The sequence below is a fragment of the Brevundimonas diminuta 3F5N genome, from assembly GCF_900163625.1.
In the GTDB taxonomy this organism is placed as follows: Bacteria; Pseudomonadota; Alphaproteobacteria; order Caulobacterales; family Caulobacteraceae; genus Brevundimonas; species Brevundimonas diminuta_A.
The window spans coordinates 24,925-47,605 of record NZ_FUIE01000015.1; the positions used below are offsets into that span (position 1 = coordinate 24,925).

A 22,681-nucleotide genomic window follows, 5' to 3' on the forward strand; every position below is an offset into this window, starting at 1 on the left:
GACTAACCCTTCTGTCGGGACTGCACGGAGGCCTTGGCCTTGGCGCACTCTTGATCGACCACCTGGGGCCACTGTTGCGCCGCCAGGCCGACCCAGCGGTCGCCAGGTTGACCGCGGGCACCGTACTCGCGAGGGCGGGCGTAGTTGGCCGTGTAGACGACGGTGATAGGCTCGCTGATCTCGGCGCCAGCGATGACCAGATTGATCGGGCCAGCATCGTAGGCAAACGCCTCGACACCATCCGGCTTGGCCGTTGCGGGTGGGAGATTGCTGCCCGTGGTCGCCGTGAGAGACGCGCGGAGGAATCCGGTATCGATCCGGAGGTTGCCCCCTGCCGCTCGGGGCGTCTGCATGATCTCAACGATCCGCTGGGCGCTGCCCCGGTAGACGGCGTCGCGGCGCTCTCTCGTCTCCTTCACCCAGCTGCTGATCTTCGCGGAGAAAGAGCCCTGGGCCATGTCGTCACCTCAGGTTGGCGTAGAAGTCGATCCGATACTCGCAGTCACACCGGCACCCGATGATCTCCTCGGTCCCTGCCCCGAGGCTGGTGTCCATCGGGAACTGGAGGCGGGCGCCGGACGGGCTGACGAAGGGCTCGCCAAAGCGCGCGCTGTCGCCGTTTAAGTTGCGGTGGGTGTGGCGGACTCGAAAATCTCCGGCCGAACGCCAGACTTTCGTCACCGTGTTCTCGGCGACCTTCCCCGAGGCGATGGCCTGCCGGAACGCCTCATGCTTGGCCTTCTGCATTGAGGTCATCGTCTCGACGCGGCCGATAGTCTCCCCGCGCAGCTGCAACAGGCGCCGCTCGTACGCCGTGATGGCCCTGGCGGCGATGGCCGGCTCGACCGCACGGCCCTCCCTAATGGCCTTGGTGACGGAGCGATCGAAGCGCTTATCCCGACGCCCTCGGGTCAGATAGTGCTTCATCGCGGCAGGATCGCCGCTGGACAGCTCGTCCTTGGCCGTGCTGACGAAGCCCGCCTGTTGCGATGTCAGACCAAGGATGCCGCCCTCACGCTTGCCCGTTGCCCGGTTAACCCGCCCCACCACATCCAAGGCGGCCTGACGAGGGTTCACGCCGCGGCGCATGCTCTCCGACAGGCTCTCGCGCACCAACTGGCGCTGCTCGGTCGTGATCCGGGAGATCAGGTCTGACGACTGGCGCGAGAGCCATGTCTCAGCCTCCGGGTTTCGACCGTCGAACCGGACCACCAGAGCCGTTCCGTCCGGCCGGCGCTTGGGCATGTTCTCCGATGCGACGCGGCCAGCCTCGGCATGGGCCTGGCGGGCACGCTCGGCGATCTCGTTGAACGCCTCAGGGTCGATGTGCAGGGCGTCCAGCGCGCCTTCGATGTCATTGGCTTCAATGGCGGCTGTGACCCGCTGGATCTCGGCCATAGCCCTAAGATTGTCGAAGGCGTGGAAGAAGGCGTCAGCGACCAATCGCCCATAGCGATCCGCCAGCTCCTGGTAGAGCCGGGCCTGCGCTCGATTGGATGGCATGGTCTAGCGCTTAAGGATCGTCATCTGAGCGCGGGCGGCTTCCGCGTTCATGTCGAAGCAGTTGTCCAGCATGTCGTGGGCCTCCTGCCTGATCTTCTCAGCCGCCTCTTGGTCGCCTGTCACCAGCGCCCGCAGGATCGCCGCCTGATACTCGCTCTGCTTGGCGTTCAGGTCTTTCCACGCCGCCTGAGCGAGCATTGCAGCATTGACGAAGTTGCTCATGCGCGGACCTGCAGGACATAGAGGATAGTCGTGGTCGCCGGTCGCAGCAGATCGACGTTCACGATGGTCAAGGTCGCACCGTCTGCGGTGACAAGCAAATCCGAGGTGGTGGGCTCGATGCCGATGGCGGGCTCGACCAGGGCTTTGCGGTCGGTGGAGAGGATGCGTTGTCCGTCGATCTCGCGGTTGGAATAGGCGGTCAAGACGATGTGCGCGGCGTAGTCGGTGACGGTCGGCTCGCCGGGGTCGTAGGACGGGCCAGAGCCGGGCGTCTCGCGACGGATCGCGCCGGCGGCTCCGAACTTGCGGATCAAGCGCTCAGCCGTGGCGGCGGCACGGGCGTAGTCGAAGCTGGGCATCAGACGACGAAGATGGCGGGCAGAGGAGCAGAAAAGAACGGCGTCAGCAGCCCTTCGACTGCTGAAAGGCGGACCGTGGCGTCGGCGACTGCGTTACCAGATCCGGCTGCGTACTCGACCTCCAGAACGTCCACCTTCTCGCGCTTGACGGCTCCTGAGGTCGAGGCGGCGACCGACAGGCTGCCGGGACTCACTGCCTCCTGATAGGCCGCATGATAGCTGGCGTGTTCCCAAGCGAGGGGAATGACATCAGCGGGGATCGCTTCGCCATTAAAGGTGGCGCCCGTGCGCGGCTGGGCTCGCTCTTGAGCAAACCCTCCCGCACGGGAACCGGGGAGACGGACCTCATAGAGGCCGTCGATGTAGGCACTTCCGCGTTGGCGCAGGACGGCGGGCGTAGGCGCACCCAAAGGCAGGACAAGGCCGTTGTCGGCCAGCCAACCCTCAAATGCTGTATCGGTGCCGTAGCCCGCCATCGTTCAGCCCTCGGTCTTGGCTTCGCGAGCCAGTTCGATGGCCGCGACGATGTCGGCCTTCTTGGTGGCGTCGCCCAGATCGACGGCCTCGGTTTCTGCGAGGGCCTTCAACTGGCTGACGGTCATGTCGGCCAGATCATCGCCCTCGCTGGGGTTGAAGCCGCCGGCCGAGCCATCGCCGTCATGGTCCAGCGGATGCCTCGGCTTGGAGAACCAGCCCGTCTTCTTGGAGGCAGCGGCTTCTTCGTCGCTGATCTCCACGTCGACCGTTTGGCCGGCCTCGACGTGAACGAGGCCAGCCAGCGTGTTCAGACCTTTGGGACCTTGGGTGTAGTTGGTGAACTTGGCCATGATCAGATCCCGTCCCGATAGGCCATGCCCTTCGGCAGGCGGATCTCGACGCCACCGACGTTCATGATCCCGCCGACTTCCCACGTCATCGAGGACTTCTGGAAGGCAGGCAGGAACTCATGCGGGCCAGGCAAGTGGAACTGCACAACATCGCGGCTGCGGTCGTAGGCGATCATGCGAGCAGAACCGGCAGCGCCGGCCGTCTCCAGCTCGCGCGAGCCGATGATGGTCAGCTCCTGACCGGTGGCCAGCGTGTAGGCGTTGTTCTCCCGGATGTACTTCATCAGGGTGTCGGCGCCGTCACCGATGCGCAGGCCAGCGATGTACTGCAGACGCGACGTCGGCAGCAGCAGGGTGTCCGCGACCTGGGTCTCGTTGGTCGCGTTGTAGGGGGCATTCAGAGCCGCGTTGATGTCCCGCAGGATCAGGTCGGGGTTCTTGGTCGCCCAGGTCGTGCCAGAGCCGGTGCCGTCGGCGGCGACGGTTGCTGCCGGGACATTGGTGTCGTTGACCAGGCCGGTCAGGCCCTTCTCGACGTTGCCGCGGATCGCGATGCCATAGCAGAAGCTCTCGGCGACCTTGGACGCGGCCAGCGCCTTGTCGGCCGACAGTGAGCGACCCAGCTTGGCCGCCCGCTGAAGCTCCTGGAGCGACCACTCATAGCCAATGCCGGCCAGGTGGTTCTGCTGCAGGAACTGGCTTTGGCTGATGTCGGCGAAGGGCATGTCGAAGCCCTTGCCAGACAGGAACTCGGCCTTGCCGGCGATGTCGCCCGAGTAGAACACCGATCCGATGTCCCACATGTCGCCGTCGGTGTTGACGGTCATCAGGCGGGAATAGTCGAAGCTCGGGTACTTGGTCTGATAGACCTGGGTCTCGATCCGCAGAAGCTGCGGCGTGATGAAGCCGAGCGCCTGTTGAGCGTCGGCGAAGTTGATGTCGCGCATGGTGATGACGCTCCTTTAGCGCTTGGCGATGCGGGCGAGGCCCGTCGCAGTGGTGGTGTCGTCGAAGACCCAGCCGCCGGTGGCGATGTGGGTGGCGTCCGCGGCCGTGTCGCCGATGGCGTCAGCAGCGCCCGCGCCGGTGCCGATGGTCACAGCAGCGCCGTCAACATTGGCGCCGGTTGCGGTGACCCAGATCACGCCACCGGTCAGGATGCCGACGCTGGCGTAGCGGGGGTAGATGTCCGCAGCGACGCCGCCGGGCAGCGCCTGGACGCCGTGATCAGCGATGGCGAAGCCGAGGAAGTTGGCGGCGGTGCCGACGGTAGCAGTGCAGCCCCGGTCGCCGGCGCCACGCCAGACGGGCGCGCCGAAGGGAATGCCGGCTGCATCCTCGCAGGTGCGCGAGATGCGGTTCGAGGTTTCGCCATTGGCGACCATGCCCGGATAACCGACGGGAATGTCACTGGCGTAGGTGGATTGAACGACAGCCATGTCAGGTCTCCTTAGGCCGCAGCTTCGGTGATGCCGTTGAGGCGGTTCAGGCGGGCGGCCTTGGCCTCGTCGCGGGCCTTCACCGCATCGACGATGGTCGTGCCGTCCGCGATCACCTCACGCAGCGGGTCAGGGGTCTTGATGTCGGCCGTCTTCAGGTCGAAGGCGGCGTCGACGTAGGCGTCCGACTTATCCTTGGCGGCATCGCCCAGGACGGCGCGCTTGATCTCGGCGTTCGACTTGCCCGCGGTGTCGATGGTCGGGGCGATAGCCTTGGCCTTGGCGACGATGGCCGAGCGTTCGGCGACCAGGGCGTCCAGCGCAGCATCGTCCAGCACCTTGGCCTTCAGGTCCGCGATCTCGGCGTCCTTGGCAGCCAGTTCGGCATCCTTGGTGGCGAGGGCGGTGTCGTGGGTGGTCTTGGCGGCGGTGAGCGCATCGGCGGCTTGGGCCAGCTTGCCCTTCAGCAGATCGATGGCGATAGCGCCGGCGTCCGTGGTTTCGACCGGGAGGCCGTCCACGGTGATGGTCTTGAGCGTCATGCGACGGTCTCCATGGTTGATGGGCGCGGGTTCTCGGCCGGTTTCGGGTGCGCCCTTACGGTCCCCGACACGGCAATGGGGTCCGGCGCGCCCTTTGGGGACCAGCGCCAGGTGATTGATGCGGATGTCGCGCTGGATGGCCTGATACGGCTCACCCTCGGGGGTCATGCCGTCCTCGAAAGCGAGGTCGCAGACGTATCCCATCGAGATTTCGCGGGTTCCGTCCTGCACCGCTTTGATCGCCGCAGCGTCCATGAGCGCCAGCGGCACCTTCACGAACCCGCCGTCCCGAACAACGTCGCCGCCGACGATGCCGACGGCCAGGTCTTTCCAGGTGTCGGCCGTAACGCCTTGGGCGGGGTGATTGATGGTCACCGGTTTGAAGCCGTAGCTGGCCAGGCTGTCCGCCGAGAAGACGCTTTCAGGCGGGCGGTAGACGTTGACGACAGCGAGGTCGGGCCGGCCAACCTCAGAGCCTGCGTATTGCTGGATACCGGTGCGAGCGGCGCGAACCTCGGCGACGGCATAGCCATCGCGCGTCAGGCGCACGCCCGCGACCGGCGCGGTGTCCGTGAACAGCATAGGAGGCTCCTTCTGGCCCCCCCGAGAGGCCGGGTCAGTCGAGGTGCGTCCAGACCTCGCGGCGCTTGATCATGCCGATCAGGCCTTGGGTGACGCCGTAGATATCAGCCAGTTCGATCTGCATCCGTGCGTCGGCCCGGATCGCCCGGACATCTTCGTCGGTCAGCTTGGCCTTGTGGTGTCGAACGCCCTGTAGCGAGCGTCCTTTGCTGGCCATGTCCGCCATGTTTTCGTCGTGCGTGCCGGCGAACAGGTGAGCAGGGTTGCAACAGGGCGGGTTGTCGCAACGGTGACAGACCATCGCGCCTTCCGGTACGGGGCCGAAAGCGATCTCAAATGCGAAACGATGAGCCCGGACCTCGCCGTCACCGACAGACAGGCGTCCGTAGCCTTGTTCTACCCGGCCCTTCGTCCATCCCCAGCAGTCGCCCTCAGGCCCCTGGCCGGGAGATTGGTCAACGCCGCCCCAGAACCGCTCTTCAGCAGAGGCGCGGTTGCGATGGGTGTTGTTCCAGATGGTCGCGCAAGAGGGAGAGCAGAAACGCTTCTGGAGCCAGAAGCTGTCAGCGAACCGAACGGGCCGCCGGAAGTCTGCTCCGCACTGTTCGCAGGGCTTTACATCCGGCAGGAGCCGGGGCTTTTTATGAGCAGGCATTTCGCTTCTCCACAAGCGGTGTGCTTAGGCCCCTCTCGATGCGTCAACATCGTCTGGGGCCGCCTAACCTTCGGCCGTTTCCGCTTCTGGATCAACCTCATTCAGAGGACGTGGAAGCGCGGCGATTTCCTCCTCGCTCTCGTCTTCTTGCTCGCTAAGACGGCCATATTCGGCCATCGCCGCTTCAAGGCCCGGCAGGGTTCCGTCCTCGATGAGCATGTTAACAAGGCCGTCCGAGAGCGCTTCGATAGGCAGGAGGGCGGGAGACGTTCCGCCGGTGCCCGCAAGCGTCCGTGCGGCGTTCGCCTTCCTCTCGAATATCTCGGCCTTCTCGCGTTCGTTCATCTGCTCCAACGGCGCGAACTCGAAGTAGATTTCCGGGGGGCGGGAGCCTAGCGCAGACCGGATCAGCACCTCGTCTAGGCGCTCCAGCCGAGGACGGAGGTAGACTTCCTGCTCAGCCGCCAACCGGTCATGGTAGTTCTTCATGTCCGACGCGCCGGTGCTGTTCATTCCGGCTGGCGACTGCCCCAGCAGACGGGTGGCGGGGATGTCGGCGGCCCCTGCGGCGATCTGCAGGTAGAGGCTCAGAACCTCGGGCAGTTGCGAGAAGCTGATCTGCTTCTGCTGATATTCTTCCTCGGCGTCCATGAGGAGGCCGTTGGTGATCGACTTCGCCTGGTTGGCCAGCGTCACCCGGTCGACAACCTGCTTGCGATAGGTCTCGTCGCCGACGTTCTCCATGAAGCGCGGGATCTTGAAGACGTCGACCTTGGCCTCTTGCAGAAGCTGGGCAATGCTCGTCGCCGCCAGCCCTGCATTCGCAACGGCTTCCTCCAGAGCCTGCAGGACCGAGTCCCCCCAACCTTGCGACATGGTGAGGTCCGGCAGATCTGCGCCGACGAAGGTGATCACGCGAGAGGGGTGGATTTTCAGGCTGCCGCCGGTCGTCGACGACATGGTGTAGGACTTGGGCTGCCCCCAGCCGGCCGACGCCGCATCGCGGTCCACCTCTCCGGCGGTGATCTCGTAACGGCTGGCCACGTGGATGAAGTCGAGACCGCCAGCCGCGAGCCGGCCGACATTGAGCGGCTGAGTGGGGTCGCCGTTCTTTTCGCCCAGGATGATCGCCGAGCCCCCATAGAGGCGGGCCAGTCGCAGCGCCTTGGCAAGCTTCGGCCATAGCTGGATGCGGGCCTCTTCGGCTTCCAGCTTCTCGATCAGCGTGTCTTCAGCCTGCCAGTTTCGCCCTTCGCGGATCATGTCGAAGGCGGGAATGTCCACCACCTTCCGCGCGATCCAGTCCGACCGATACATGGCTAGGGCCTGCGGCTGGGCAAGCTCGCGAACCGCGAAGGCCGCATGGCTGTTCTTGTCCTTCGCCGTGCCGAGGGCCGAAACGAGATTGATGAGGCGGTCGCCGAACTGATGCAGCATCAGACGTTGTCCAGCGAGTAGCGCGAGCCAAGCGAAACCGTGTTGAAGGCGCGGGCCGTGCTATCGGCATCGTCATCATGCGCGGCGTCGGGAAAGGCTTCGAGTTCCATGAACCATTCCTCGTTCCAGGGGCCGCGCAGCACATCCACGTTTCCGGCTTCGCACTGAGCGGAGAACGGTCCGAAGCGGGTTTCCTTGTCGCCAGTCTCTGGCGTGGCGCGAGCCGTATAGCTCGACAGCATCTTGATCAGTGTGGCCACCTGAGCCTTGCCGGCCTGACCCGGATCCTGCGGGAGGCTGATCTCAACCTTCTTCCCGTCTTGCGATGCGGTGTTGGCTATGAGGCTTTCGATCTTGTGCGGAGTGTCTCGCTCTCTGACGTGGTGCAGCACGATGTACCTGCCACTTGATCGCGAGAGCCCGATCTTCGTTCCAGTCGTCCAGTCGGGATCATTGCCGTCCACCTTGGGCGTCCCTGCCAGGTCCCAGCCGCGGACAATCTTGAGGTCGGCCGGCGCCACATCCACCACGGTCACCCATGACCGCTTGAACAGCAGGCCCGCCGCCGCCCTGATCTTCCAGTTGCCGCCAAGAAGGCGTTCGCGTTCGACCTTGGGCAGGGCCAGCAGGTTGGCCATGTAGCCGGGGTCCGCAGCCATCAGGGCCGCGTTGTCCGTCAGCTTGGCCGGAATGAAGGTGGCCGACTTGGGCGGAATGCCCGGATGCTTCTCTTCCAGCTCAGCCGGATCATCAGCCCAGATCAGCGCGTCGTTGATGCGGACGAACCAGCGCACCACGCCAGCGCGCTCTGCGATGGGAAGACCGGTCTCCTGGTCGATCCACCAGGAGATAAACTCCGCGACCCAGCTATCCGCGTCGGGGTTGCAGGTCGCCCGGATGTAGGGCCGAACCCCGCACATCGAGCGGTTCCGGCTAACCATGTACCAGAACTGCTTCTGGCTGAAGTGCGTCAGTTCATCGAAGCAGATCAGCGGAATCTGCGAGCCCTGCCAGTTGAGGACCGTCTTGTCGTGCTCGAGGTGCGCGAAGCTGACCGTCGCCCCAGAGGGAAACTGCCAACTGAGGACATGCTCTTTCGGCGTGGCCCCGATGACCGGATAGAGCTTCTCGCTCTCGTCCCATAGCCCGCCCTCGTTGCGGACCTGGACCGTGGTGCGCCGGAAGAAGACCGCCCCGAAGTTCTCGTTGCCGATGTGCCTCAGCGGCTCCATCAGGAGCGCCCAGGTTTTCCCCCCACCCGCCGCGCCGCCGTAGATGGCGATGTCGGCCGAACTGCCGAGGAAGGTTTCTTGCGGCCCCGGCTGCGGCCGGATGACCGTGGCTTCAGCCGCGTCCATTATCGGGCAGCTGGTACATCACGACGGCGGGAGCGGCCGCAGGCAGGGGCGCCCCGTTCTTGCCGGTCAGTTCGCGCCGGTTGGTGTAGCTGTCGCCCGCTTCCTTCGCGGCCTGTTCGAACAACTGCGCAGCCAGCGCGATGTTGCCCATGGTCTCGGCCTTCTCAGCCATACGCTGGAGCGCCCGGAGGCGCACAGCCCGATGCGAAATGGCGATCTTGCTGGTGTCTTCCAGGAAGGCCTTGCGGGTCTCTTCAAACAGAGTGACCCAGCGCTGCGCCAGTGACCTCGCGGCGCGCTTGTTCGGATCGTAAGCCTCCACCTTCTGGCGAGAGACCGTCAGGCCATATTCGCGTTTGACTGCCTCAGCCACGACCGAGGGCGTGTCGAAGCAGGCAAGCGCTTGCACGATATAGGTCTGAACCTCGGGCGGCAGGGCTTCCTTGGCCATCAGGTTGTCTGGTCCCTGTCTGGTCTCAAGCCGCCCTCAGCAAACACGTCCCGCAAGCCTGTGCGATCGACGCCCTGCCTATCAGCGGCTCATGGGACGCGGCCTCTACAAGGTCCCTGACCCCGGAAGCATCTGCGCCATATCTGCGGACCACACCGACGAACTCTTCGACGTCATGGCCGCGCATGGTGAAGGCGGGCAACCCGCTCTTTCGGAACTTCGGGGCGCCCCACTCATCACGCTCTTGGCCGCAGTGGTAGAGCTCATGCTCAACCAGGGCGCAGAACTCGGCGTCCGAAGCGTGCGCCGCATAGGGCGCGCTGAAGGTCAGAATGAAGTCGGGGATATGGCTGAACCACTCCCTGACCTGTTGCTCGGCGCGAGCCTTGGCCCATCGACCCATGGCGCGAGGCGAGCCGATCTCCGCCTGACCGACTACGGCGCGGCCCTGACGTGAGTTGGCGGCTGTCGTCCACAGCACGCCGATGCTGGCTTGTCGGAGATGGGCGTGATCCTCGTTTGTGAGGTCGCCGCCGTCTTCGATGAAGGTCTCGCTCAACCACTCCGTCAGGCCGGGTGCCGGGACGAAACGGTCAATGTTGGCGAGGCTGACTTCTAAGAGGTCAGGCGGCGGAAGGGGGCGCACTGGCCTTTTTCGTTTCAGTCTTCGGCGCGGTCTGGGCCTCAACCTTCACCCGCTCCGCAACACCAGCCGCCTCCAGGCGATCCGCTGCCTTCGCGTCCTTGGCGTTGAAGGTGGCGCCGGCGGCGGCCGAACCGTCCGACAGGGAGAAGCCGACGAGGGCTTTCATGGGGACCATGGCCATCTCCTATTGGTATCCGCCGATCCAAACTCGCTGGAAGGTGTTCCCAACCACTTGGCAGCGCAGGCGCTCAAAGTAGTCTCGCCCGATAGTGCGTCGCTGGATGATGGTCGGCTCGCACTCATCGCCGCAGCAGGCGCACGTCATCCGCCTAGCGTGCGACTGAGCGATCAGCCCTCCGACGTCAGCCATCTGACCTCCGGGCAAAGAAAAAGGCCCGCCGGTTTCCCGTGGGCCATGTTTCCGGACGCGCGAAGCGACCTTGTCTTTTCGTACCCTGCTTCGACCGGTCGGGCAATGACTGCTCCTAACCGAAATCCGCGCCCCTGAACCACGTCAGCGGCTTTTGATGCGGCTCAAGCGGAACGGTGTCGTTCGCCACCTGCTTCGGTTTTGCCGTGGCGACGCCGCGGGCGTGGATGAGGTTGTCGCCCAGCGCCCGGATACGGGCCGTTTGTCCCTCGTCGGCCGTCTCCCCCGTTTCAGCCTGGACCGTGGCGCGCCAGTTCTTCGCCAGCGCGCGATCGCCAGTCATCAGCGCCGTGAGAAGGCGAGCATCCGAGGGGCTTAGCCCTTGGAGGGTCTTCTTGACCCGAGTGGCTCCGTCAATGGCCTCCTGAGTGATGTTCTGGCCTGGCGCGCCATCGGACGTGGCGCGGATGTAGTCTGGCCTGCGCTCGCCACCCGTCGCCCCGACAGAGATGTGGATGTCCAGCTCATGAGCGCGGAACGCCTCATAGGCCCGTTGCGAGAGCGCGGGCTTGCCCTTGGGATAGCCCTCGGACGGCTTGCCGTAGCGCGTGCGCAGGATCGTGAAGACGTCCCGACGCCACGCAGCCAGGATCACCCCGGACCGTTTGTCCGCGTTGACCTCAGCCCCTTGAGCTTTCAGGCGAGCGATCTCGGCCCGGCGATCGCGCAACTGATCATTCGAGACGACCGGAGCCTCGGCCGTCTCCACGCTGGCGACCTTGCGCAGCGTGATCTTCTGTTTCTTCTTCCTGCTCATGTCGCTGTTCCTTCTAAAACCTATTTGCTGGTTGGAGAGAGCCTGAGCGGAAGGCATAGGACGACTAGCCCAGGCGTCAGGCGACACCCGAGCTAGTCCCTATGCCTCCGCGATCTTGCTGGCCGGAGCCGAGCCGTCGCATTGGCCGATCCAGTGGAGTGACCATCCCCGGATCGTTGAGAGCTACTTGCGACACGTCATCGTCACCGTGCCGGGGATCGCGCTTCTCTCTTTCGGACTGCGCTTCGCCTGTGATCCCGCCCCGTGGTAGGCTTCCGGTGTCTGGCGCCACTGTCTTCAAACCGTCCGCCAGCCCGGCCCTGCGTTCCTCGAGAGCGCAGGGTCTCTCAATCATCCCATCGCCTCCCTGAGGCGCAGGGCGACGGCCCTCAGCCCCTCCCGCTGGTGCATGTCGTTGAAATCGTCACCGAGGGCCGGAGGCATGACCCATGTCCGGCCGGAGCGGCGCGCGTAGAACTCGCCTGCACCGAGCCCCTCGAGACTCTCCACCGGCTTGTCGTGGTCGGCAGCGATCCTTGAGCCAGGGATGGCTTCAGCCACCTGACCGACGTTGGATGCCGAGAAGGCCGAGAGGACCGTCGCAGAGACGCCTAGGAGGCGCAGCGCAGCCCGCACAGTCATCGCCGTGGCGATCCCCTCGCAGACCCATGTGTCGCGCCCTGTCGCGATCCTGTGTGAAGCGCCGGACATGACGCCCCTCAGGATGTTCTTCTTCGTGCCGTCCGGTGCGATGAACTGGAGCGTGGTGATCATCTTGCCGACGCGGCCGGGGATGATCAGGAGCGGTCCCTGGGCATCGGGCAGAGCGTTGGCCAGCATTTCGCCGAGCCGTCCTGACGGGAAGAAATCTCGCGGGTCGTCGCAGACGAGGCCCCTCTCCTCAGGGAAACCTTTCGCCTTCAGGTAGGGATGCACGTCCGTCCGGCAGCCCCGCACTATGTCGACGCAGATGCGTTCGACCTGGCGACGCTCCGCCTCGCGCTCGGCTTCTCGGGCCCGCCGCTGGGCATCGATCTTGGGGTCGGCTGGGCGGTTGTCATTGGCGCCGTCGATGCGGAATTTCTGACCTTGAGCCGTCTGGTAGTTATAGACGAAGCCGCCCTTCTGATCGTCATCGATCTTTACGGCTGCATCGTTCTTGCCGTTCTTCCCGAGCGAGTCCGTACGGGTCCATCGACCCGGCGAGCATCGACGTTTGGGAGGAGCAACCTTCACGGCGTCACAGGCCCGGCGCATCGCCTCGTCCAAGGAAAGAGCGATCATGCGGCCCTCCGCAGATTGCTCTGCTTGCGGAAGCGCTTCACCTCGCGCTCGATAAGCGCATAGGCATTCGGGTCGACAACGGCGGGGACCGCCATGTCGTACCAGCCAAAGGGCAGCTTCGCGCTTGGGTAGATGCCGCGCCAGGATCCGTAGGCCCATCGGCGGGCGTGATCTTCGCCCTTTCGCGTGGACTGCGCGCAGTAGTGGAGCGCAGCTTTCCAGACCTCTCGCGGGCTCTTCAGGCACTCTGCCCGAAGGCCGGCGCGCGCCTCGATCCCCAGCGTTGTGGGGTCGAACTCCTTCAGCTCGCCTTCCACGGCGTGGATATGAGAGCGGGCTGGTCGCTCCCACCCGCAGGACATGCAGGTGTTGCCGCTCAGGCCGCCCGAGCATTCCGGGCAGACGACCTTCTCTCGTATCTGAGGATCGCGCTCGCGGGCCACGCTGTCGCGCTTCTCAGCCTTATCCAGCTCGCCTGGGCCATTCTCCCAGACGTCGTACATGTCGAGGGCGAAGCGTTCGAAGTTGCCGCTATGGTCGAGCCACAGCGCCTTCTTCTCCTCGCCGGGGATCGTGCGCATGACGCGGCCGATCTCCTGCATGTGGCTGGACAGGCTCTTGCGGTAGGGCTTGCAGGAGACGCCGATCCGAACGTCAGGAACGTCAAAGCCCTTCGTCAGCACGCCGCAGGACACCAGGCCGTGAATGATGCTGTCCGGGCGCCGGAACTCCGCGATCTTTTCGGCGCGAGCGTCGTCGTCCTTGTCGAGGTAGCTGATCTGCTGGAAGTTGTAGCCTGCTGCGGCAAACGCCGCGCAGAGTTCCCGTCCGTGCTCGACGGTGGGGCTGAACACGATGGTCTTGGCAGGCCCGCCGAAGTGCTCCTGCGTCTTGGCCTCCCACTCCTTGACCACATCACCGACAATCTTGATCCCGGCCGAGGCGGCGCTCTCGTCAGAGAACTCGCCGAAGCTGTTGCGGGTCAACTCGCTCTCATCGGGGCTTCGCGCGATGTAGATCTTGGGCTCGACCAGATAGCCCCCCGCGATGAGCTGGCGCGTTGGGATGACGTTCACCATCCCGTCCCAGTGGTTGCCCATGCCCTTGGTGAAGGGCGTCGCCGTCAGTCCGATCTTCACGGCGTCGGGATAGCGGGCCATCAGGTCGAGGGTGGACTGATACTGAGCGTGGCATTCGTCCACGATGATCAGGTCGGGCTCCCGAGGAAGACCGCGGCGAGCCAGCGTCTGGGCAGAGCAAATCTGGACGTGCTCGCGCGGCGACCAGCGCCGATTGATCCCCTGGATGACGCCATGCTCGACGCCGTACTCGTCCATGACCTCAGACGTCTGATTCACCAGAGCGACACGGTCGACGATGAAGAGGGCATAGCTCCCCTTGCGGCTGGCTTCCTTTAGGAGATGAGCGGCGCAGATGGTCTTTCCTGCCCCGGTGCCGGCGCACAGGATCAGCCGCCGGATGTGCGCGCGGATGTTCTCTCGCAGCGACTCAATGGCGCCGTCCTGATAGGGGCGCAGAACGATCTCTTTGCTCTCGAAGAGGTTTAGCACGCCGCGATCTCCGCGTAGGCGGCGCGCTCGGCGTCGGCTCGCGAAAGCCCGCCGTCGAATTCCATAATGGCCGCGCGCTCTTCCCACAGGTCGAACCGCGGCCAGACCTCACGGCACACGTCGGCCCAGCGCGCGCGGACCCAGGCCACCGCCTCTTGGGTCAGGCGGCCGCGACGGAGAGCGAAACGCCACTCCTGACGGATCACGTCGCCGCCATTGGCGCGAATGCGAGCGAGGATAGAGCTCATGCTGGCACAACCTCCATTTCCTCCAGTTCCTTGACCCGCGCCTCGGCCTTCCTCAGCCGGTATTCCAGCCGCTTCACCTGAGCCATGTACTCGTTCATCCGGCCGGTAGCGGTGTCAGCCCGACGCTGTGCGTTGCCCAGGGCGCGCCCCAGATCAGCCGACGTGGCTTCCTTCAGCTTGGCCCTCAGGTCATCCCGCTCGCGCGTAACCGCGTCGGCCTTCGCCTTGGCGTCGTCGAGGTCGGCTCGCAGTCCAATCACCTCATCGATCAGGCCATCCGTGGTCAGCCGCGCCAGTGCGCGCCGAACCTTGGCTTCAGGGTCATCAGCAGCGGGCTCCTCTTCGAGCGCTGACGCGGCATCCTGGCCCGCACCTTCCTCAGGAGCAGGCTCGGCGGTGCCGAACTCGCTCATGGCTTGATCGGGCTTTGACGACGCGCCGATGTTGGCCGTGTTCTGCTGGTAGGTCGTGCCGCCGCGGCTGACGGTCCGCTCAGGTGCTATCTGCGGCTTTTCCGCAGATGCCTCTTCCCGATAGCGGCGGACGGTCTTCTCATCGACCTGGCATTGGCGGGCGATTTCGCGATTGCTCCAGACGGCCCACTCCGGATCGTTCAGCAGGGTCTGGACGGCGCGGCGCTTGTCGTCGTTCGTGCGGCGCAGGCCGTGCGAGGCGTTGGCCCCGACGCTGAACAGAATGGCGTCGCGCTGCGTCCCCTGCCGGATATCTGCGGGGGCATCGTAGACCTGGGCCAGCGCATAGGCCTCGTAGCGGTGGAAGCCGTCCGCGAGCCAGTAGGATACGCCGTCGAAATAGACGGTGATCGGCGGGAACGTGGCGCCGCCTTTGATGGCGTCGGCATATTCCGAGACGACCCCGCGATCGATGGCAGCGCGAGACTGCGTTCCACCATTCACCCGGACATCAGCGATGTTGATCGTGCTCATGCCATGCCCTCCAGTTCGTCGGCCAAGGCGCGCAGGCTCTGCGCCGTCTCAAGCGGTTGGAGCCATCCGGCGTAGAGGGCGGCTTGGCGCGTGAAGAGGCGCGCGACTCTGATGCTGTCTTTGCGATCGGTCGCCAGACTGGCGATCTCGCCGGTGACGACGTCGGAGATGCGCGCGACCTGCTCGGATGGCGCGAGAGCTGCGCAACGCTGAGGGTTCAGGGGGATGATCTGAGCGCTCATGCTGCCCGCCCCTGCTTGATCAGATTGCTGATGTAGGCCTTGTCCCGAAGGAAGATGCCCTCGAGTTGGATCAGCGTCAGGCTCGGGAAAGCCGCCCGCACCGTGGCGACGCAGGCCCGCAAGGCGCGCATGTTGCTGACGCCCTCGCGCTGCCCATTGGCAGGGTTCGGGCGAAGCGACTTTGGCGTGACGCCATGCTGGCGGCACACGGTTTCGATCAGGCTCCGGACCGGCGCGTCACAGGCGCCCAGCGGCCAGGCGGGAGCAACGTCGTTCGCGGGCTTCGTTTGAAACAGCGCGCGGATTTCTATCTCTGACCGGCCGTAGCGGATGGCCAGGGCCTGCCACGGCGTCGGCCGATCCTTGGCCCGGTGAGCTTCGATCTCGCGGATTTCCTCGTGGGTGAGCCCGCCCCGGCGACAGGTGGCGAAGACGCCAGCATTGCCTTGGGCCCCGGCGTTGGTGGCGCGGGTCATCCGATCACCTTGCCGTCGCGCACACGCACGTCGGTCCCCGGCTGGACGGACTTCGGAGAAAGGGCGGAATAGACCGACGAACCGACCCGGTACGTGACCAGATGCTGGCCGTCCCGGCGCAGGGTACAGGTCTGGACGTTGACGCGCTGGGTCATTGCGCCACTCCAACCTTGGGGCGGCGGCGCAGGCTGACGACGTCCATTTCGGCGCGCATCTGAGCATTCCGAGCCGCGCGCAGGTTGGCGCCGGCAATGCCCATGCGACGGGTATCCTGGCGGTGATACGCCTCGTTCCACTCGTCCTTGCAGCGGAGGAAGTCGGCCTCAGCGACGGCGAGGCGATAGCGAGCCCTTAGGGTGCGGAAACCAAACATCAGCAGGCCTCCCGAAGGCGTGTGACGTTCGTGGCGACGGCGCGCAGTTCGCGGGCCTCGTGCTTCACGCGGTCGAGGCCGTCCATCAGGGCGTCGATGGCGGCCAGATCACCCGCCTGGATCGCCGAAGCGATGGGGAGGATGGCGGCCGCAGCCTGAACCACGTCGTGGGATTCCTTGACCGGACACGCCGTCGTGGCGACGGCAGGTGGCTCGATCTCCGCGGCGAAGGCTCCGAAGATCACCGACTGGCCGCAAGCGTCCTCCAGGGTCCACACCTGTTCCCACGTCGGGATATCGCGGGCGTGTTCGGGATTGGCGCTGCACAGTTGCGAAACGCGCTGGCGGCTGATGCCAAGGCGCGCCGCAGCTGCGTCTTGTCGGCCGACCTTCACGACCAGCTTAGCGAAGAGGGCCTTGAGCCTAGCGTGGTCGAATGGAGCACTCATGATGCGCTCCCGTTCAGGCAGGCGTATTCGCCCCAAGCCTCTGCGGCTCTCTTGTCGTAGTGGGTCGCAGCTTCCTTCGCAGTGTCGTAAGTTCCGAGGTTCTCCAGCACCCCGTTGATGCGGATTCTCGCAGTCCAGCGCCTTCCATTCCGAAAGACGCCCTTGAACGTGCGGCCCGACGCCGGGGATCGATTTCTGACGTTCTCTGCCGCCGTGCAGAGGCGAAGGTTTTCCCTTCGATTGTCCAACGGATCGCGGTTGATGTGATCGACCACTTGGCCAGTCGGGTCTCCCATGATCTGGCGGTGCATATAAACTTGCGCAGGACCACAACCGTCCGATTTGCGCCGCCTTCTAACAGCACGAGGAACTCCGCTGTTCTTATGCGATGCAGACCATCGGTATTTGCTCAGCTCGCCAAAGTCTTCGGCGCTGACTTTGGTCGTTAGACCGCCTGTCAAGGGAATGGTGTGTTCACTTTTGTTCATTGCGCTTATCCAGCAGCTTGCAAGGTGACGCTTCCCCGCTGCGGGCCTACTCAGGCCGCATGCAAAGGAGGCTCGGGGTCGGGATCGTTGGCGGGTTGGGGAGGAGGTTCAGGCGACGGGCGCAGGACGCTCGGGTGCAGCGTCCGCACGAGGACGCCGTGAACGATCTCCGCGATGCGGGCGTATTCGGCGTCAGTCATGGGGGTCCCCCGGCGAGGGCGCGGTGGGGGATGACTCCCTCGCCGGGGCTCTCCACAGTGCGGATGTCAAACAGCACCGGAGAAATGGAATGTCCGTCGAACGCGAAATCGAAATCGAGAGCATCGTCTTCGAGGCGGAGCCCCCTGAAAGTCACTTCCGGCGCTCCGCCCTGGTCACATGGAGAATCTCCACAGCGGGAACGAACAACCAGTTCACCGTGCCGATCCGCATCATGGTCACGCCGGAATACCCGGAGACCGAGGTCGTTAAATTCGCTCGCGCAGCCCTTCATGTCGTCATGGCCTCGCTTGCGAACCAGACGACGCAGTGGCGGATTGAGGCTGAGAAGGATCAGTGACCCAGGACTGATTCAGGTTGTCCCACTCCCGGCCAAAGATATCGCTGACCGAAGGGATGGGCTCTTCGCTGAAGCCGCCCTGCCCGTCCGCCACCCGCCGGTAGCCACGGCGCGTGATGAGACCAGCGCCTTCCGCCTTGGTCAGCCAGTAGTCATGCACGGCCTGTGCCTCAGCGAGGTCAGCCGCACGCTCGGCAAGGCGTTGGAGGATCAAAGCGCTGTCCATCACGCAGCCTCCGATGAGGGAGAGGTGTCGTTGGCAGGCGAAACCCAACGCGCCGGAGCAATGCCCAGCACTTGTTCAATTTTGACGGCCAGCCGGAGCGAAGGCGTCCGTTGGCCGTGGGCAATTTCGTGAGCGTAGCTTGTGCTAATTCCGACGCGATCTTTCAGCGCTTTGGCGAGCGTCGACTTTTCGCAAATCTCGGTCTGGGTCATGCGAGATATTTCGCACATAGCGAAAATCTTCGCAAGGTCGATTTCGCTATGTGCGTAGGGACGCCGCCCGGCATTCTATCGCAGACTGCGAATATGTCGGACGTTCAATGGTTTGCTCGGGATTGGCGCAAGGAGCGAGGCCGCACGCTCGAGAGCGTTGCGGAAGAACTTGGCACGTCGGTGGGCTATCTCAGCGACATGGAGAAGGGGAAACGTCGCCATAATAGCGACTGGGCCGAACGCCTTGCCCGCGTCTATGCCATCACTGCACAGGACCTTTATCGGCATCCCGATCGCGCGGTCGCGGGTGTTACGACCGATTCTGTCCCAGTCGTTGGCTTAGTGGGCGCGGGGTCTGTCGCGACCCTGTTTGCTGAAGGCCAGGGTCCCTTGGATTATGTCGAGCCGCCGCAGAACGCGACGCCACACACCGTTGCCCTCCAGGTTCGCGGAACCAGCCTAGGTCCCGCATGGGACGAGTCGATCATCTACTACGACGACGTGCGCTCGCCGGTGACGCCCGACCTGCACGGCCGCCTGTGCGTGGTCGGCCTGCCAGACGGGCGCGTGTTGGTTAAGATCTTGAAGGCCGCAGGCGACGGCACGTTCCACCTGCTGTCGAACTCCCTCGAAGAGCCACTGCTCAATGAGGAGGTCGCCTGGGCCGCTCGTGTAAAGGCGGCTCATCCGCGCTGATTGACACCTCAGGCCACGCCTGAAAGAACCGCGTCATCATTTGGGGGCTGAAACCATGACGACCAACTCTTTGAGCGCCGATACCCAGGCGATCATGAGCTTCGAAGCGAACAAGAAATCCGCGGGCGTAGCCTACCTGCTGTGGTTTTTCACCGGCGGCATCGGCGGACATCGCTTCTACATGGGCCGCACAGGCTCGGCCATCGCTCAGTTGATCTTGTCGATCTTGGGTTGGCTCACGATTTGGGCCGCGGGGTTTGGCCTTCTGTTCCTTATACCGCTCGGGATTTGGCTTTTGGTCGATGTGTTCACGCTCGGCGGAATGGTGTCGGACCACAACAACAAGCTGATGCAGCGCTTGAATGCTGGCAGCGCACCGCGCGCCAACCCGGCGGATGAGTTGGCGAAGTTCGCAGCGCTTCGCGATAGCGGCGCGATCTCAAACGATGAGTACGAGGCTCAGAAGCGCCGGCTTCTGGGCGTGCCTGACGCCGTCGTTGTTCCCTGACGGCACAGCGCGTGAACAAGCTCATCATAGCGGGGGCTGCGGCCCTGGTGATCGTCGGTGGCGTCGTCGCTGCCAATGCGATCCTCAGTCCGGAACCCACAGTCCCAGCTTCAACACAGGCCATGCATGAAGTGGGCCCAGGCTTCTTCGTTGTCGCGGTTCAGCCCAATGCCGATCCAGCAACGTTCGAAGATCTCGCCGGCCTGAAATGCCTGGACGTCGACAATTGCATGGTCGGGTTCTGGAAGCACGGCGAGGAGCCCACGGCCCTCCCCTTCACTGAGGCGCAGATCAAGGCCCAGCTCTTTGCGTACGCGGTCAACCGGGAGACGGGCTTCAAACGAGTGGCCTGGGACTGTGCGTCCTACCCGGCGACGCCGCGCAAGGACTGCATAGCTAAGGCCGGCTAACACGCGTCACCTGCTGCTGACGGCGAACTGATCCTAAAAAAGAGGGGCATGGTGGCATGAAGGCTGAAGAGTTGCCCTCGTTGTCATTCTTTGGCGATGCCAGCAGCAAGAACAGCACGTTCATGGTGGCGGGCGGCTTCGCCGTAAGCGGCAACCGCATCAATGAAATTGAGGATCACATCGCCAAGCTGCGCGATGATGCGGGCATAAAATCTGAATTTCATTGGGCCGACTATCGCGGCGGAAGCCGACGCCAAGCCTATGAAGCCCTTGTGAAGTACGGCTTCGATCTCGTGAATAAGCGGAAGGCCGCGCTACATCTGATCATTGCGCGCTTCGAGGGGTACAACCATCGACAGAAAGAGGGGGAGGATCGGGACACAAGCGTCAACCGCATGTACTTCCAACTCGGCCTTCACCGGGTAGCCCGCTTCTATGGAGCGAGCCGCGCAATCCACTTCAGATTGGACGCAGGCAACGACTGCAAAGACATTTGCGGGATGCGAAACGAGCTATGCGCAAAGGCTTATCGACAATACGACACACGCCCGAACTGCATCCGATCCATCGAGCCCGTAAAATCTCAGAACGTTGGCATCGTGCAGATGGCGGACGTCATCATGGGCGCGGTAGCCGCCAAGCAAAACGGCATCACTCACAAGAACGCTAAAGCTGATTTGGCTGATTTTGTTCTTCGCTCATCGGGAAGACAATCTTGGGGGGTGAGTACCCCAAAATCCGCGCGCTTTCTAACGGTGTGGCACCACGAAAAGCGATGAGGTCCCCCGCAGCCCTATCTCGCGGTTTCCCGGAGCACAGCTGGTCAAGCCAGCGTATTCGAACTGCGGAGGCCTTGCATTCAAGGTAGGCGATTCTGACCGAATCAGCAAGGCTGAAAGGCGCCATTTTATCGCAACGTCAAGACTGGTGCGCGCACCATCAACAGCCCCGACCCCGCCCCACCAGGCGGGGTTTTTGTTAGGCGCAATTGGAAACGGCGGCCCCGGATGGAGCCGCCGTCTTTTACGACGGGCCGCGGTTAGGCTACGAGCCACCGCAGAGAAGCTTTAAAGCTTAGGCCCGGCGCCTGTGGGCTAGTTCCTGTGACTGATGCCGTGCCGTCCGACCAATCGCCTTGGAGGTTGATCGTCACAACGTCCACCCCAAAGACGGAGGGCATGTGCGCGGCGTGTCGGCCCGTGGTGATGGTGGCCGAAAAGCTGCCCCCGTCAACGGCATAGGTGCCTGTATAGAAAAGCGCGGAATCGCCTCCACGGACGCACCCGTCATGCAGCACGATCACCCCATCGCCCTGGCCCATGGGGGTAGCGAAACTGACAGCGTAAAGACCGTTCTTCATGACGCCGCTCCTTACGCCGCGCACTGCTTCGCGCGCTGGGCCTCTTGGATGCCCTGAATACGCGCACGGATAGCCTTGTCGGCGTCGGACTTCGCCATGGCATTGCCGATGCCGTAGTCGCCGAGGAAGCCAGCAACCGAGCGCCAGTCGAAGTCGGCCGTCTCGGCGATCTGGGTCTGCACTTGGTTGGCTCGGACCAGCTCAAGGCGGAGGTCGTTGCAGTCCATGGCCTCAGCCTCGGCCGACGACCACTGCGTGGCGATTGGATAGCGCTTCGTCGCGCAGGCAGAGGTGACGGATGCGGCGACGACCAGCGCCGCCACGATGGCGATCTTCTTCATTCGGGGTGCCCCAGAGATATGCGTCCAAGCCCCCTGCCCGGACATAACGCCGTCATATCACGTTGTTTTCATCCGTCTATAACAGAGGTCAGTAACGGGCGTTTTCCATCAATACCGATGGCTTCCCCACCCGGAACAGAACGCGTGCGAGAACAGATTTTCGCACATTGCGAAAATAATGCTTGACGACAAACTTCGCTATCTGCGAAATATCTCCCATCACCGGGAGACGAACGATGTCACTCAAGAACGAAATCACCCACGATCCGAAGGCGGCGGCCTGGTCTGCACTGAGCGCTTTTCGCGCCACCTTCCCCGCTCCGACCGCAGAGAACCGCGCGATCGAAGCGCGCCTGGAAGCCGACCTCACTGCCCTGCGCGAAGCCGATGGTTCGCTGTTCGAGGATCGTGCCGACGAGCTGATCCGCTGGGCGGACAAGAACGAGGCGCTGGCCGAGCAATACCCATCGGCCGCGAAGGACTATCGCCACACGGCGTCGCTCTTCCGCGCTGAGGCCGCTGAACTGCGCCGCAAGGCCATTGTGGTTCGGGCCGCCACCTTCGGGATGGCCGCGTGATGAACCGGGACGCCATCATCGCCGCGGAAGACCTGTGCATCGACATGGACGCTGATCTGGCTCGCGCCCGCTCTGCACTGTCGCTGTCGAACACGGTCAAGGCCGAGCGCCACGTCGCTGACGCTCTGACGGCCGCCAAGCGGATCATCGCCCTGCTGGAAGGTGCCCCGTCGCTCCAGCCCGCGATCCGCATCCCCGCCAACGATCCTTTCCGGGAGATTGCAGCTTGAACAAGCGCCAGCAAGCCAAGGCCGCCACGCGCGCCAAACTGATCGCCGCCGCCAGAAAGCTCTGGGCCGAGCCCGGCACCTATGAGCGCATGGGCATCCGGGAGATTTCGACCGAAGCCGGAATGTCGACCGGCGCGGTGTTCGCCAACTGGAAGAGCAAGGCCGACCTGTGGCGAGACGCCATGGGCTACGAGCCTCCGGTCGACTGCGCCGAGGTTCGTGCCGTTCTGCAGGCCTCCGCAGCGACGCTCTACCCGAGGGCTGCCTGATGGGCG

37 protein-coding genes are annotated in these 22,681 nt (G+C 64.1%); 8 read left to right on the plus strand and 29 right to left on the minus strand.

What is annotated here, in order from left to right; translation table 11 throughout:
- Positions 1 to 2: 2 nt before the first annotated feature.
- The 27 genes from FM111_RS01960 to FM111_RS16325 form a co-directional block, all read right to left on the minus strand.
- Positions 3 to 458, minus strand: coding sequence for a hypothetical protein (locus tag FM111_RS01960; protein ID WP_087139055.1), 456 nt, complete (start codon positions 456 to 458; stop codon positions 3 to 5).
- Positions 459 to 462: 4 nt separating this feature from the next.
- A complete protein-coding gene (locus FM111_RS01965) occupies positions 463 to 1,398 on the minus strand; it encodes a phage minor head protein (RefSeq protein ID WP_179204989.1) in 936 nt (311 codons plus the stop codon).
- A gap of 108 nt (positions 1,399 to 1,506) precedes the next feature.
- Positions 1,507 to 1,725: a hypothetical protein gene (locus FM111_RS01970; RefSeq protein WP_143276029.1), complete on the minus strand. Its 219-nt coding sequence runs from the start codon at positions 1,723 to 1,725 to the stop codon at positions 1,507 to 1,509.
- Positions 1,722 to 2,084: a hypothetical protein gene (locus FM111_RS01975; protein ID WP_087139058.1), complete on the minus strand. Its 363-nt coding sequence runs from the start codon at positions 2,082 to 2,084 to the stop codon at positions 1,722 to 1,724. Before FM111_RS01975 ends, FM111_RS01970 begins: the two co-directional genes overlap by 4 nt.
- Positions 2,084 to 2,560, minus strand: coding sequence for a DnaT-like ssDNA-binding protein (locus FM111_RS01980; RefSeq protein WP_087139059.1), 477 nt, complete (start codon positions 2,558 to 2,560; stop codon positions 2,084 to 2,086). Before FM111_RS01980 ends, FM111_RS01975 begins: the two co-directional genes overlap by 1 nt.
- A gap of 3 nt (positions 2,561 to 2,563) precedes the next feature.
- Positions 2,564 to 2,911, minus strand: a complete 348-nt coding sequence (locus FM111_RS01985; protein WP_087139060.1) for a hypothetical protein — start codon at positions 2,909 to 2,911, stop codon at positions 2,564 to 2,566.
- 2 nt (positions 2,912 to 2,913) lie between these two features.
- Entirely contained in the window at positions 2,914 to 3,858 is a 945-nt protein-coding gene (locus FM111_RS01990) for a DUF2184 domain-containing protein (protein ID WP_087139061.1), read from the minus strand.
- Between the two features lie 15 nt (positions 3,859 to 3,873).
- On the minus strand, positions 3,874 to 4,350 hold the full coding sequence (locus tag FM111_RS01995) for a structural cement protein Gp24 (protein ID WP_087139062.1): 477 nt from the start codon (positions 4,348 to 4,350) through the stop codon (positions 3,874 to 3,876).
- Positions 4,351 to 4,361: 11 nt separating this feature from the next.
- Positions 4,362 to 5,474: a DUF2213 domain-containing protein gene (locus FM111_RS02000; RefSeq protein ID WP_087139063.1), complete on the minus strand. Its 1,113-nt coding sequence runs from the start codon at positions 5,472 to 5,474 to the stop codon at positions 4,362 to 4,364.
- Positions 5,475 to 5,508: 34 nt separating this feature from the next.
- A complete protein-coding gene (locus FM111_RS02005) occupies positions 5,509 to 6,129 on the minus strand; it encodes an HNH endonuclease signature motif containing protein (RefSeq protein WP_087139064.1) in 621 nt (206 codons plus the stop codon).
- Positions 6,130 to 6,192: 63 nt separating this feature from the next.
- The gene (locus tag FM111_RS02010; protein WP_087139065.1) at positions 6,193 to 7,566 is read right to left on the minus strand and encodes a DUF1073 domain-containing protein; all 1,374 of its coding nucleotides are present in this window, start codon (positions 7,564 to 7,566) and stop codon (positions 6,193 to 6,195) included.
- Positions 7,566 to 8,924, minus strand: a complete 1,359-nt coding sequence (terL, locus tag FM111_RS02015; RefSeq protein ID WP_087139066.1) for a phage terminase large subunit — start codon at positions 8,922 to 8,924, stop codon at positions 7,566 to 7,568. The genes FM111_RS02010 and terL overlap by 1 nt, the downstream gene beginning before the upstream one ends.
- Complete coding sequence (locus FM111_RS02020; RefSeq protein ID WP_087139067.1) at positions 8,911 to 9,375, minus strand: DUF2280 domain-containing protein; 465 nt, start codon at positions 9,373 to 9,375, stop codon at positions 8,911 to 8,913. The genes terL and FM111_RS02020 overlap by 14 nt, the downstream gene beginning before the upstream one ends.
- A gap of 25 nt (positions 9,376 to 9,400) precedes the next feature.
- On the minus strand, positions 9,401 to 9,934 hold the full coding sequence (locus tag FM111_RS02025) for a putative metallopeptidase (protein WP_218779156.1): 534 nt from the start codon (positions 9,932 to 9,934) through the stop codon (positions 9,401 to 9,403).
- 64 nt (positions 9,935 to 9,998) lie between these two features.
- A complete protein-coding gene (locus FM111_RS02030) occupies positions 9,999 to 10,196 on the minus strand; it encodes a hypothetical protein (RefSeq protein ID WP_143276030.1) in 198 nt (65 codons plus the stop codon).
- Positions 10,197 to 10,506: 310 nt separating this feature from the next.
- Positions 10,507 to 11,265, minus strand: coding sequence for a hypothetical protein (locus FM111_RS02040; protein ID WP_143276031.1), 759 nt, complete (start codon positions 11,263 to 11,265; stop codon positions 10,507 to 10,509).
- 294 nt (positions 11,266 to 11,559) lie between these two features.
- The gene (locus FM111_RS02045) at positions 11,560 to 12,492 is read right to left on the minus strand and encodes a toprim domain-containing protein (RefSeq protein ID WP_087139072.1); all 933 of its coding nucleotides are present in this window, start codon (positions 12,490 to 12,492) and stop codon (positions 11,560 to 11,562) included.
- On the minus strand, positions 12,489 to 14,063 hold the full coding sequence (locus tag FM111_RS02050; protein ID WP_087139073.1) for a DEAD/DEAH box helicase: 1,575 nt from the start codon (positions 14,061 to 14,063) through the stop codon (positions 12,489 to 12,491). Before FM111_RS02050 ends, FM111_RS02045 begins: the two co-directional genes overlap by 4 nt.
- Entirely contained in the window at positions 14,057 to 14,311 is a 255-nt protein-coding gene (locus FM111_RS02055; protein ID WP_087139074.1) for a hypothetical protein, read from the minus strand. Before FM111_RS02055 ends, FM111_RS02050 begins: the two co-directional genes overlap by 7 nt.
- Positions 14,308 to 15,258 carry a ParB N-terminal domain-containing protein gene (locus tag FM111_RS02060; protein WP_087139075.1) on the minus strand — a complete coding sequence of 317 codons (951 nt, stop codon included), beginning with the start codon at positions 15,256 to 15,258 and terminating at the stop codon, positions 14,308 to 14,310. The genes FM111_RS02055 and FM111_RS02060 overlap by 4 nt, the downstream gene beginning before the upstream one ends.
- On the minus strand, positions 15,255 to 15,500 hold the full coding sequence (locus FM111_RS02065) for a hypothetical protein (protein WP_087139076.1): 246 nt from the start codon (positions 15,498 to 15,500) through the stop codon (positions 15,255 to 15,257). Before FM111_RS02065 ends, FM111_RS02060 begins: the two co-directional genes overlap by 4 nt.
- Positions 15,497 to 15,976 carry a hypothetical protein gene (locus FM111_RS02070; RefSeq protein WP_087139077.1) on the minus strand — a complete coding sequence of 160 codons (480 nt, stop codon included), beginning with the start codon at positions 15,974 to 15,976 and terminating at the stop codon, positions 15,497 to 15,499. Before FM111_RS02070 ends, FM111_RS02065 begins: the two co-directional genes overlap by 4 nt.
- Positions 15,973 to 16,131: a hypothetical protein gene (locus FM111_RS16320; RefSeq protein WP_179204990.1), complete on the minus strand. Its 159-nt coding sequence runs from the start codon at positions 16,129 to 16,131 to the stop codon at positions 15,973 to 15,975. The genes FM111_RS02070 and FM111_RS16320 overlap by 4 nt, the downstream gene beginning before the upstream one ends.
- A complete protein-coding gene (locus FM111_RS02075; protein WP_087139078.1) occupies positions 16,128 to 16,349 on the minus strand; it encodes a hypothetical protein in 222 nt (73 codons plus the stop codon). The genes FM111_RS16320 and FM111_RS02075 overlap by 4 nt, the downstream gene beginning before the upstream one ends.
- On the minus strand, positions 16,349 to 16,798 hold the full coding sequence (locus FM111_RS02080) for a hypothetical protein (protein ID WP_143276032.1): 450 nt from the start codon (positions 16,796 to 16,798) through the stop codon (positions 16,349 to 16,351). The genes FM111_RS02075 and FM111_RS02080 overlap by 1 nt, the downstream gene beginning before the upstream one ends.
- On the minus strand, positions 16,795 to 17,286 hold the full coding sequence (locus FM111_RS02085) for an HNH endonuclease (RefSeq protein WP_087139080.1): 492 nt from the start codon (positions 17,284 to 17,286) through the stop codon (positions 16,795 to 16,797). Before FM111_RS02085 ends, FM111_RS02080 begins: the two co-directional genes overlap by 4 nt.
- Before the next feature lie 50 nt (positions 17,287 to 17,336).
- Entirely contained in the window at positions 17,337 to 17,486 is a 150-nt protein-coding gene (locus tag FM111_RS16325; RefSeq protein WP_179204991.1) for a hypothetical protein, read from the minus strand.
- Positions 17,487 to 17,575: 89 nt separating this feature from the next.
- On the opposite strand from FM111_RS16325, the gene FM111_RS02090 reads away from it, so the two are divergent.
- Entirely contained in the window at positions 17,576 to 17,845 is a 270-nt protein-coding gene (locus FM111_RS02090; RefSeq protein WP_087139081.1) for a hypothetical protein, read from the plus strand.
- Positions 17,846 to 18,070: 225 nt separating this feature from the next.
- Here FM111_RS02090 and FM111_RS02095 read toward each other — a convergent pair whose 3' ends face one another.
- Positions 18,071 to 18,283: a helix-turn-helix domain-containing protein gene (locus tag FM111_RS02095; RefSeq protein WP_179204992.1), complete on the minus strand. Its 213-nt coding sequence runs from the start codon at positions 18,281 to 18,283 to the stop codon at positions 18,071 to 18,073.
- 93 nt (positions 18,284 to 18,376) lie between these two features.
- On the opposite strand from FM111_RS02095, the gene FM111_RS02100 reads away from it, so the two are divergent.
- The 4 genes from FM111_RS02100 to FM111_RS02115 are packed head-to-tail and all read left to right on the plus strand — an operon-like array spanning position 18,377 to position 20,676.
- The gene (locus FM111_RS02100; RefSeq protein WP_179204993.1) at positions 18,377 to 18,979 is read left to right on the plus strand and encodes an XRE family transcriptional regulator; all 603 of its coding nucleotides are present in this window, start codon (positions 18,377 to 18,379) and stop codon (positions 18,977 to 18,979) included.
- Positions 18,980 to 19,034: 55 nt separating this feature from the next.
- Complete coding sequence (locus FM111_RS02105) at positions 19,035 to 19,487, plus strand: NINE protein (RefSeq protein ID WP_218779159.1); 453 nt, start codon at positions 19,035 to 19,037, stop codon at positions 19,485 to 19,487.
- An 11-nt stretch (positions 19,488 to 19,498) separates the two neighbouring features.
- Positions 19,499 to 19,897: a hypothetical protein gene (locus tag FM111_RS02110; RefSeq protein ID WP_087139084.1), complete on the plus strand. Its 399-nt coding sequence runs from the start codon at positions 19,499 to 19,501 to the stop codon at positions 19,895 to 19,897.
- 56 nt (positions 19,898 to 19,953) lie between these two features.
- Positions 19,954 to 20,676 (plus strand): DUF3800 domain-containing protein, encoded by a 723-nt coding sequence (locus FM111_RS02115; RefSeq protein ID WP_087139085.1) that lies wholly within the window; start codon positions 19,954 to 19,956, stop codon positions 20,674 to 20,676.
- Positions 20,677 to 21,268: 592 nt separating this feature from the next.
- Here FM111_RS02115 and FM111_RS02125 read toward each other — a convergent pair.
- A complete protein-coding gene (locus tag FM111_RS02125; RefSeq protein ID WP_087139087.1) occupies positions 21,269 to 21,598 on the minus strand; it encodes a hypothetical protein in 330 nt (109 codons plus the stop codon).
- Between the two features lie 236 nt (positions 21,599 to 21,834).
- On the opposite strand from FM111_RS02125, the gene FM111_RS02130 reads away from it, so the two are divergent.
- The 3 genes from FM111_RS02130 to FM111_RS02140 are packed head-to-tail and all read left to right on the plus strand — an operon-like array spanning position 21,835 to position 22,675.
- Positions 21,835 to 22,176, plus strand: a complete 342-nt coding sequence (locus tag FM111_RS02130) for a hypothetical protein (protein ID WP_087139088.1) — start codon at positions 21,835 to 21,837, stop codon at positions 22,174 to 22,176.
- Positions 22,176 to 22,406: a hypothetical protein gene (locus FM111_RS02135; protein WP_087139089.1), complete on the plus strand. Its 231-nt coding sequence runs from the start codon at positions 22,176 to 22,178 to the stop codon at positions 22,404 to 22,406. The genes FM111_RS02130 and FM111_RS02135 overlap by 1 nt, the downstream gene beginning before the upstream one ends.
- Positions 22,403 to 22,675, plus strand: coding sequence for a TetR/AcrR family transcriptional regulator (locus FM111_RS02140; protein ID WP_087139090.1), 273 nt, complete (start codon positions 22,403 to 22,405; stop codon positions 22,673 to 22,675). The genes FM111_RS02135 and FM111_RS02140 overlap by 4 nt, the downstream gene beginning before the upstream one ends.
- Positions 22,676 to 22,681: the final 6 nt, after the last annotated feature.

Excerpts from the sequence above, each read along its gene's own strand:
- FM111_RS02095 (WP_179204992.1), bottom strand. The coding sequence starts at position 18,283 with ATGACCCAGACCGAGATTTGCGAAAAGTCGACGCTCGCCAAAGCGCTG.
- FM111_RS02135 (WP_087139089.1), top strand. The coding sequence starts at position 22,176 with ATGAACCGGGACGCCATCATCGCCGCGGAAGACCTGTGCATCGACATG.
- FM111_RS02000 (WP_087139063.1), bottom strand. The coding sequence starts at position 5,474 with ATGCTGTTCACGGACACCGCGCCGGTCGCGGGCGTGCGCCTGACGCGC.
- FM111_RS02100 (WP_179204993.1), top strand. The coding sequence starts at position 18,377 with ATGTCGGACGTTCAATGGTTTGCTCGGGATTGGCGCAAGGAGCGAGGC.
- FM111_RS01995 (WP_087139062.1), bottom strand. The coding sequence starts at position 4,350 with ATGGCTGTCGTTCAATCCACCTACGCCAGTGACATTCCCGTCGGTTAT.
- FM111_RS02045 (WP_087139072.1), bottom strand. The coding sequence starts at position 12,492 with ATGATCGCTCTTTCCTTGGACGAGGCGATGCGCCGGGCCTGTGACGCC.
- FM111_RS02085 (WP_087139080.1), bottom strand. The coding sequence starts at position 17,286 with ATGAACAAAAGTGAACACACCATTCCCTTGACAGGCGGTCTAACGACC.
- FM111_RS02030 (WP_143276030.1), bottom strand. The coding sequence starts at position 10,196 with ATGGTCCCCATGAAAGCCCTCGTCGGCTTCTCCCTGTCGGACGGTTCG.
- FM111_RS01990 (WP_087139061.1), bottom strand. The coding sequence starts at position 3,858 with ATGCGCGACATCAACTTCGCCGACGCTCAACAGGCGCTCGGCTTCATC.
- FM111_RS02130 (WP_087139088.1), top strand. The coding sequence starts at position 21,835 with ATGTCACTCAAGAACGAAATCACCCACGATCCGAAGGCGGCGGCCTGG.
- FM111_RS02010 (WP_087139065.1), bottom strand. The coding sequence starts at position 7,566 with ATGCTGCATCAGTTCGGCGACCGCCTCATCAATCTCGTTTCGGCCCTC.
- FM111_RS02115 (WP_087139085.1), top strand. The coding sequence starts at position 19,954 with ATGAAGGCTGAAGAGTTGCCCTCGTTGTCATTCTTTGGCGATGCCAGC.
- FM111_RS01980 (WP_087139059.1), bottom strand. The coding sequence starts at position 2,560 with ATGGCGGGCTACGGCACCGATACAGCATTTGAGGGTTGGCTGGCCGAC.
- FM111_RS02125 (WP_087139087.1), bottom strand. The coding sequence starts at position 21,598 with ATGAAGAAGATCGCCATCGTGGCGGCGCTGGTCGTCGCCGCATCCGTC.
- FM111_RS02005 (WP_087139064.1), bottom strand. The coding sequence starts at position 6,129 with ATGCCTGCTCATAAAAAGCCCCGGCTCCTGCCGGATGTAAAGCCCTGC.
- FM111_RS02075 (WP_087139078.1), bottom strand. The coding sequence starts at position 16,349 with ATGTTTGGTTTCCGCACCCTAAGGGCTCGCTATCGCCTCGCCGTCGCT.
- terL (WP_087139066.1), bottom strand. The coding sequence starts at position 8,924 with ATGGACGCGGCTGAAGCCACGGTCATCCGGCCGCAGCCGGGGCCGCAA.
- FM111_RS02105 (WP_218779159.1), top strand. The coding sequence starts at position 19,035 with ATGACGACCAACTCTTTGAGCGCCGATACCCAGGCGATCATGAGCTTC.
- FM111_RS02065 (WP_087139076.1), bottom strand. The coding sequence starts at position 15,500 with ATGAGCGCTCAGATCATCCCCCTGAACCCTCAGCGTTGCGCAGCTCTC.
- FM111_RS02055 (WP_087139074.1), bottom strand. The coding sequence starts at position 14,311 with ATGAGCTCTATCCTCGCTCGCATTCGCGCCAATGGCGGCGACGTGATC.
- FM111_RS01970 (WP_143276029.1), bottom strand. The coding sequence starts at position 1,725 with ATGAGCAACTTCGTCAATGCTGCAATGCTCGCTCAGGCGGCGTGGAAA.
- FM111_RS02070 (WP_087139077.1), bottom strand. The coding sequence starts at position 15,976 with ATGACCCGCGCCACCAACGCCGGGGCCCAAGGCAATGCTGGCGTCTTC.
- FM111_RS01985 (WP_087139060.1), bottom strand. The coding sequence starts at position 2,911 with ATGGCCAAGTTCACCAACTACACCCAAGGTCCCAAAGGTCTGAACACG.
- FM111_RS02060 (WP_087139075.1), bottom strand. The coding sequence starts at position 15,258 with ATGAGCACGATCAACATCGCTGATGTCCGGGTGAATGGTGGAACGCAG.
- FM111_RS01975 (WP_087139058.1), bottom strand. The coding sequence starts at position 2,084 with ATGCCCAGCTTCGACTACGCCCGTGCCGCCGCCACGGCTGAGCGCTTG.
- FM111_RS02020 (WP_087139067.1), bottom strand. The coding sequence starts at position 9,375 with ATGGCCAAGGAAGCCCTGCCGCCCGAGGTTCAGACCTATATCGTGCAA.
- FM111_RS02090 (WP_087139081.1), top strand. The coding sequence starts at position 17,576 with ATGTCCGTCGAACGCGAAATCGAAATCGAGAGCATCGTCTTCGAGGCG.
- FM111_RS02080 (WP_143276032.1), bottom strand. The coding sequence starts at position 16,798 with ATGAGTGCTCCATTCGACCACGCTAGGCTCAAGGCCCTCTTCGCTAAG.
- FM111_RS01960 (WP_087139055.1), bottom strand. The coding sequence starts at position 458 with ATGGCCCAGGGCTCTTTCTCCGCGAAGATCAGCAGCTGGGTGAAGGAG.
- FM111_RS01965 (WP_179204989.1), bottom strand. The coding sequence starts at position 1,398 with ATGGCCGAGATCCAGCGGGTCACAGCCGCCATTGAAGCCAATGACATC.
- FM111_RS16325 (WP_179204991.1), bottom strand. The coding sequence starts at position 17,486 with ATGACTGACGCCGAATACGCCCGCATCGCGGAGATCGTTCACGGCGTC.
- FM111_RS16320 (WP_179204990.1), bottom strand. The coding sequence starts at position 16,131 with ATGACCCAGCGCGTCAACGTCCAGACCTGTACCCTGCGCCGGGACGGC.
- FM111_RS02040 (WP_143276031.1), bottom strand. The coding sequence starts at position 11,265 with ATGCCTTCCGCTCAGGCTCTCTCCAACCAGCAAATAGGTTTTAGAAGG.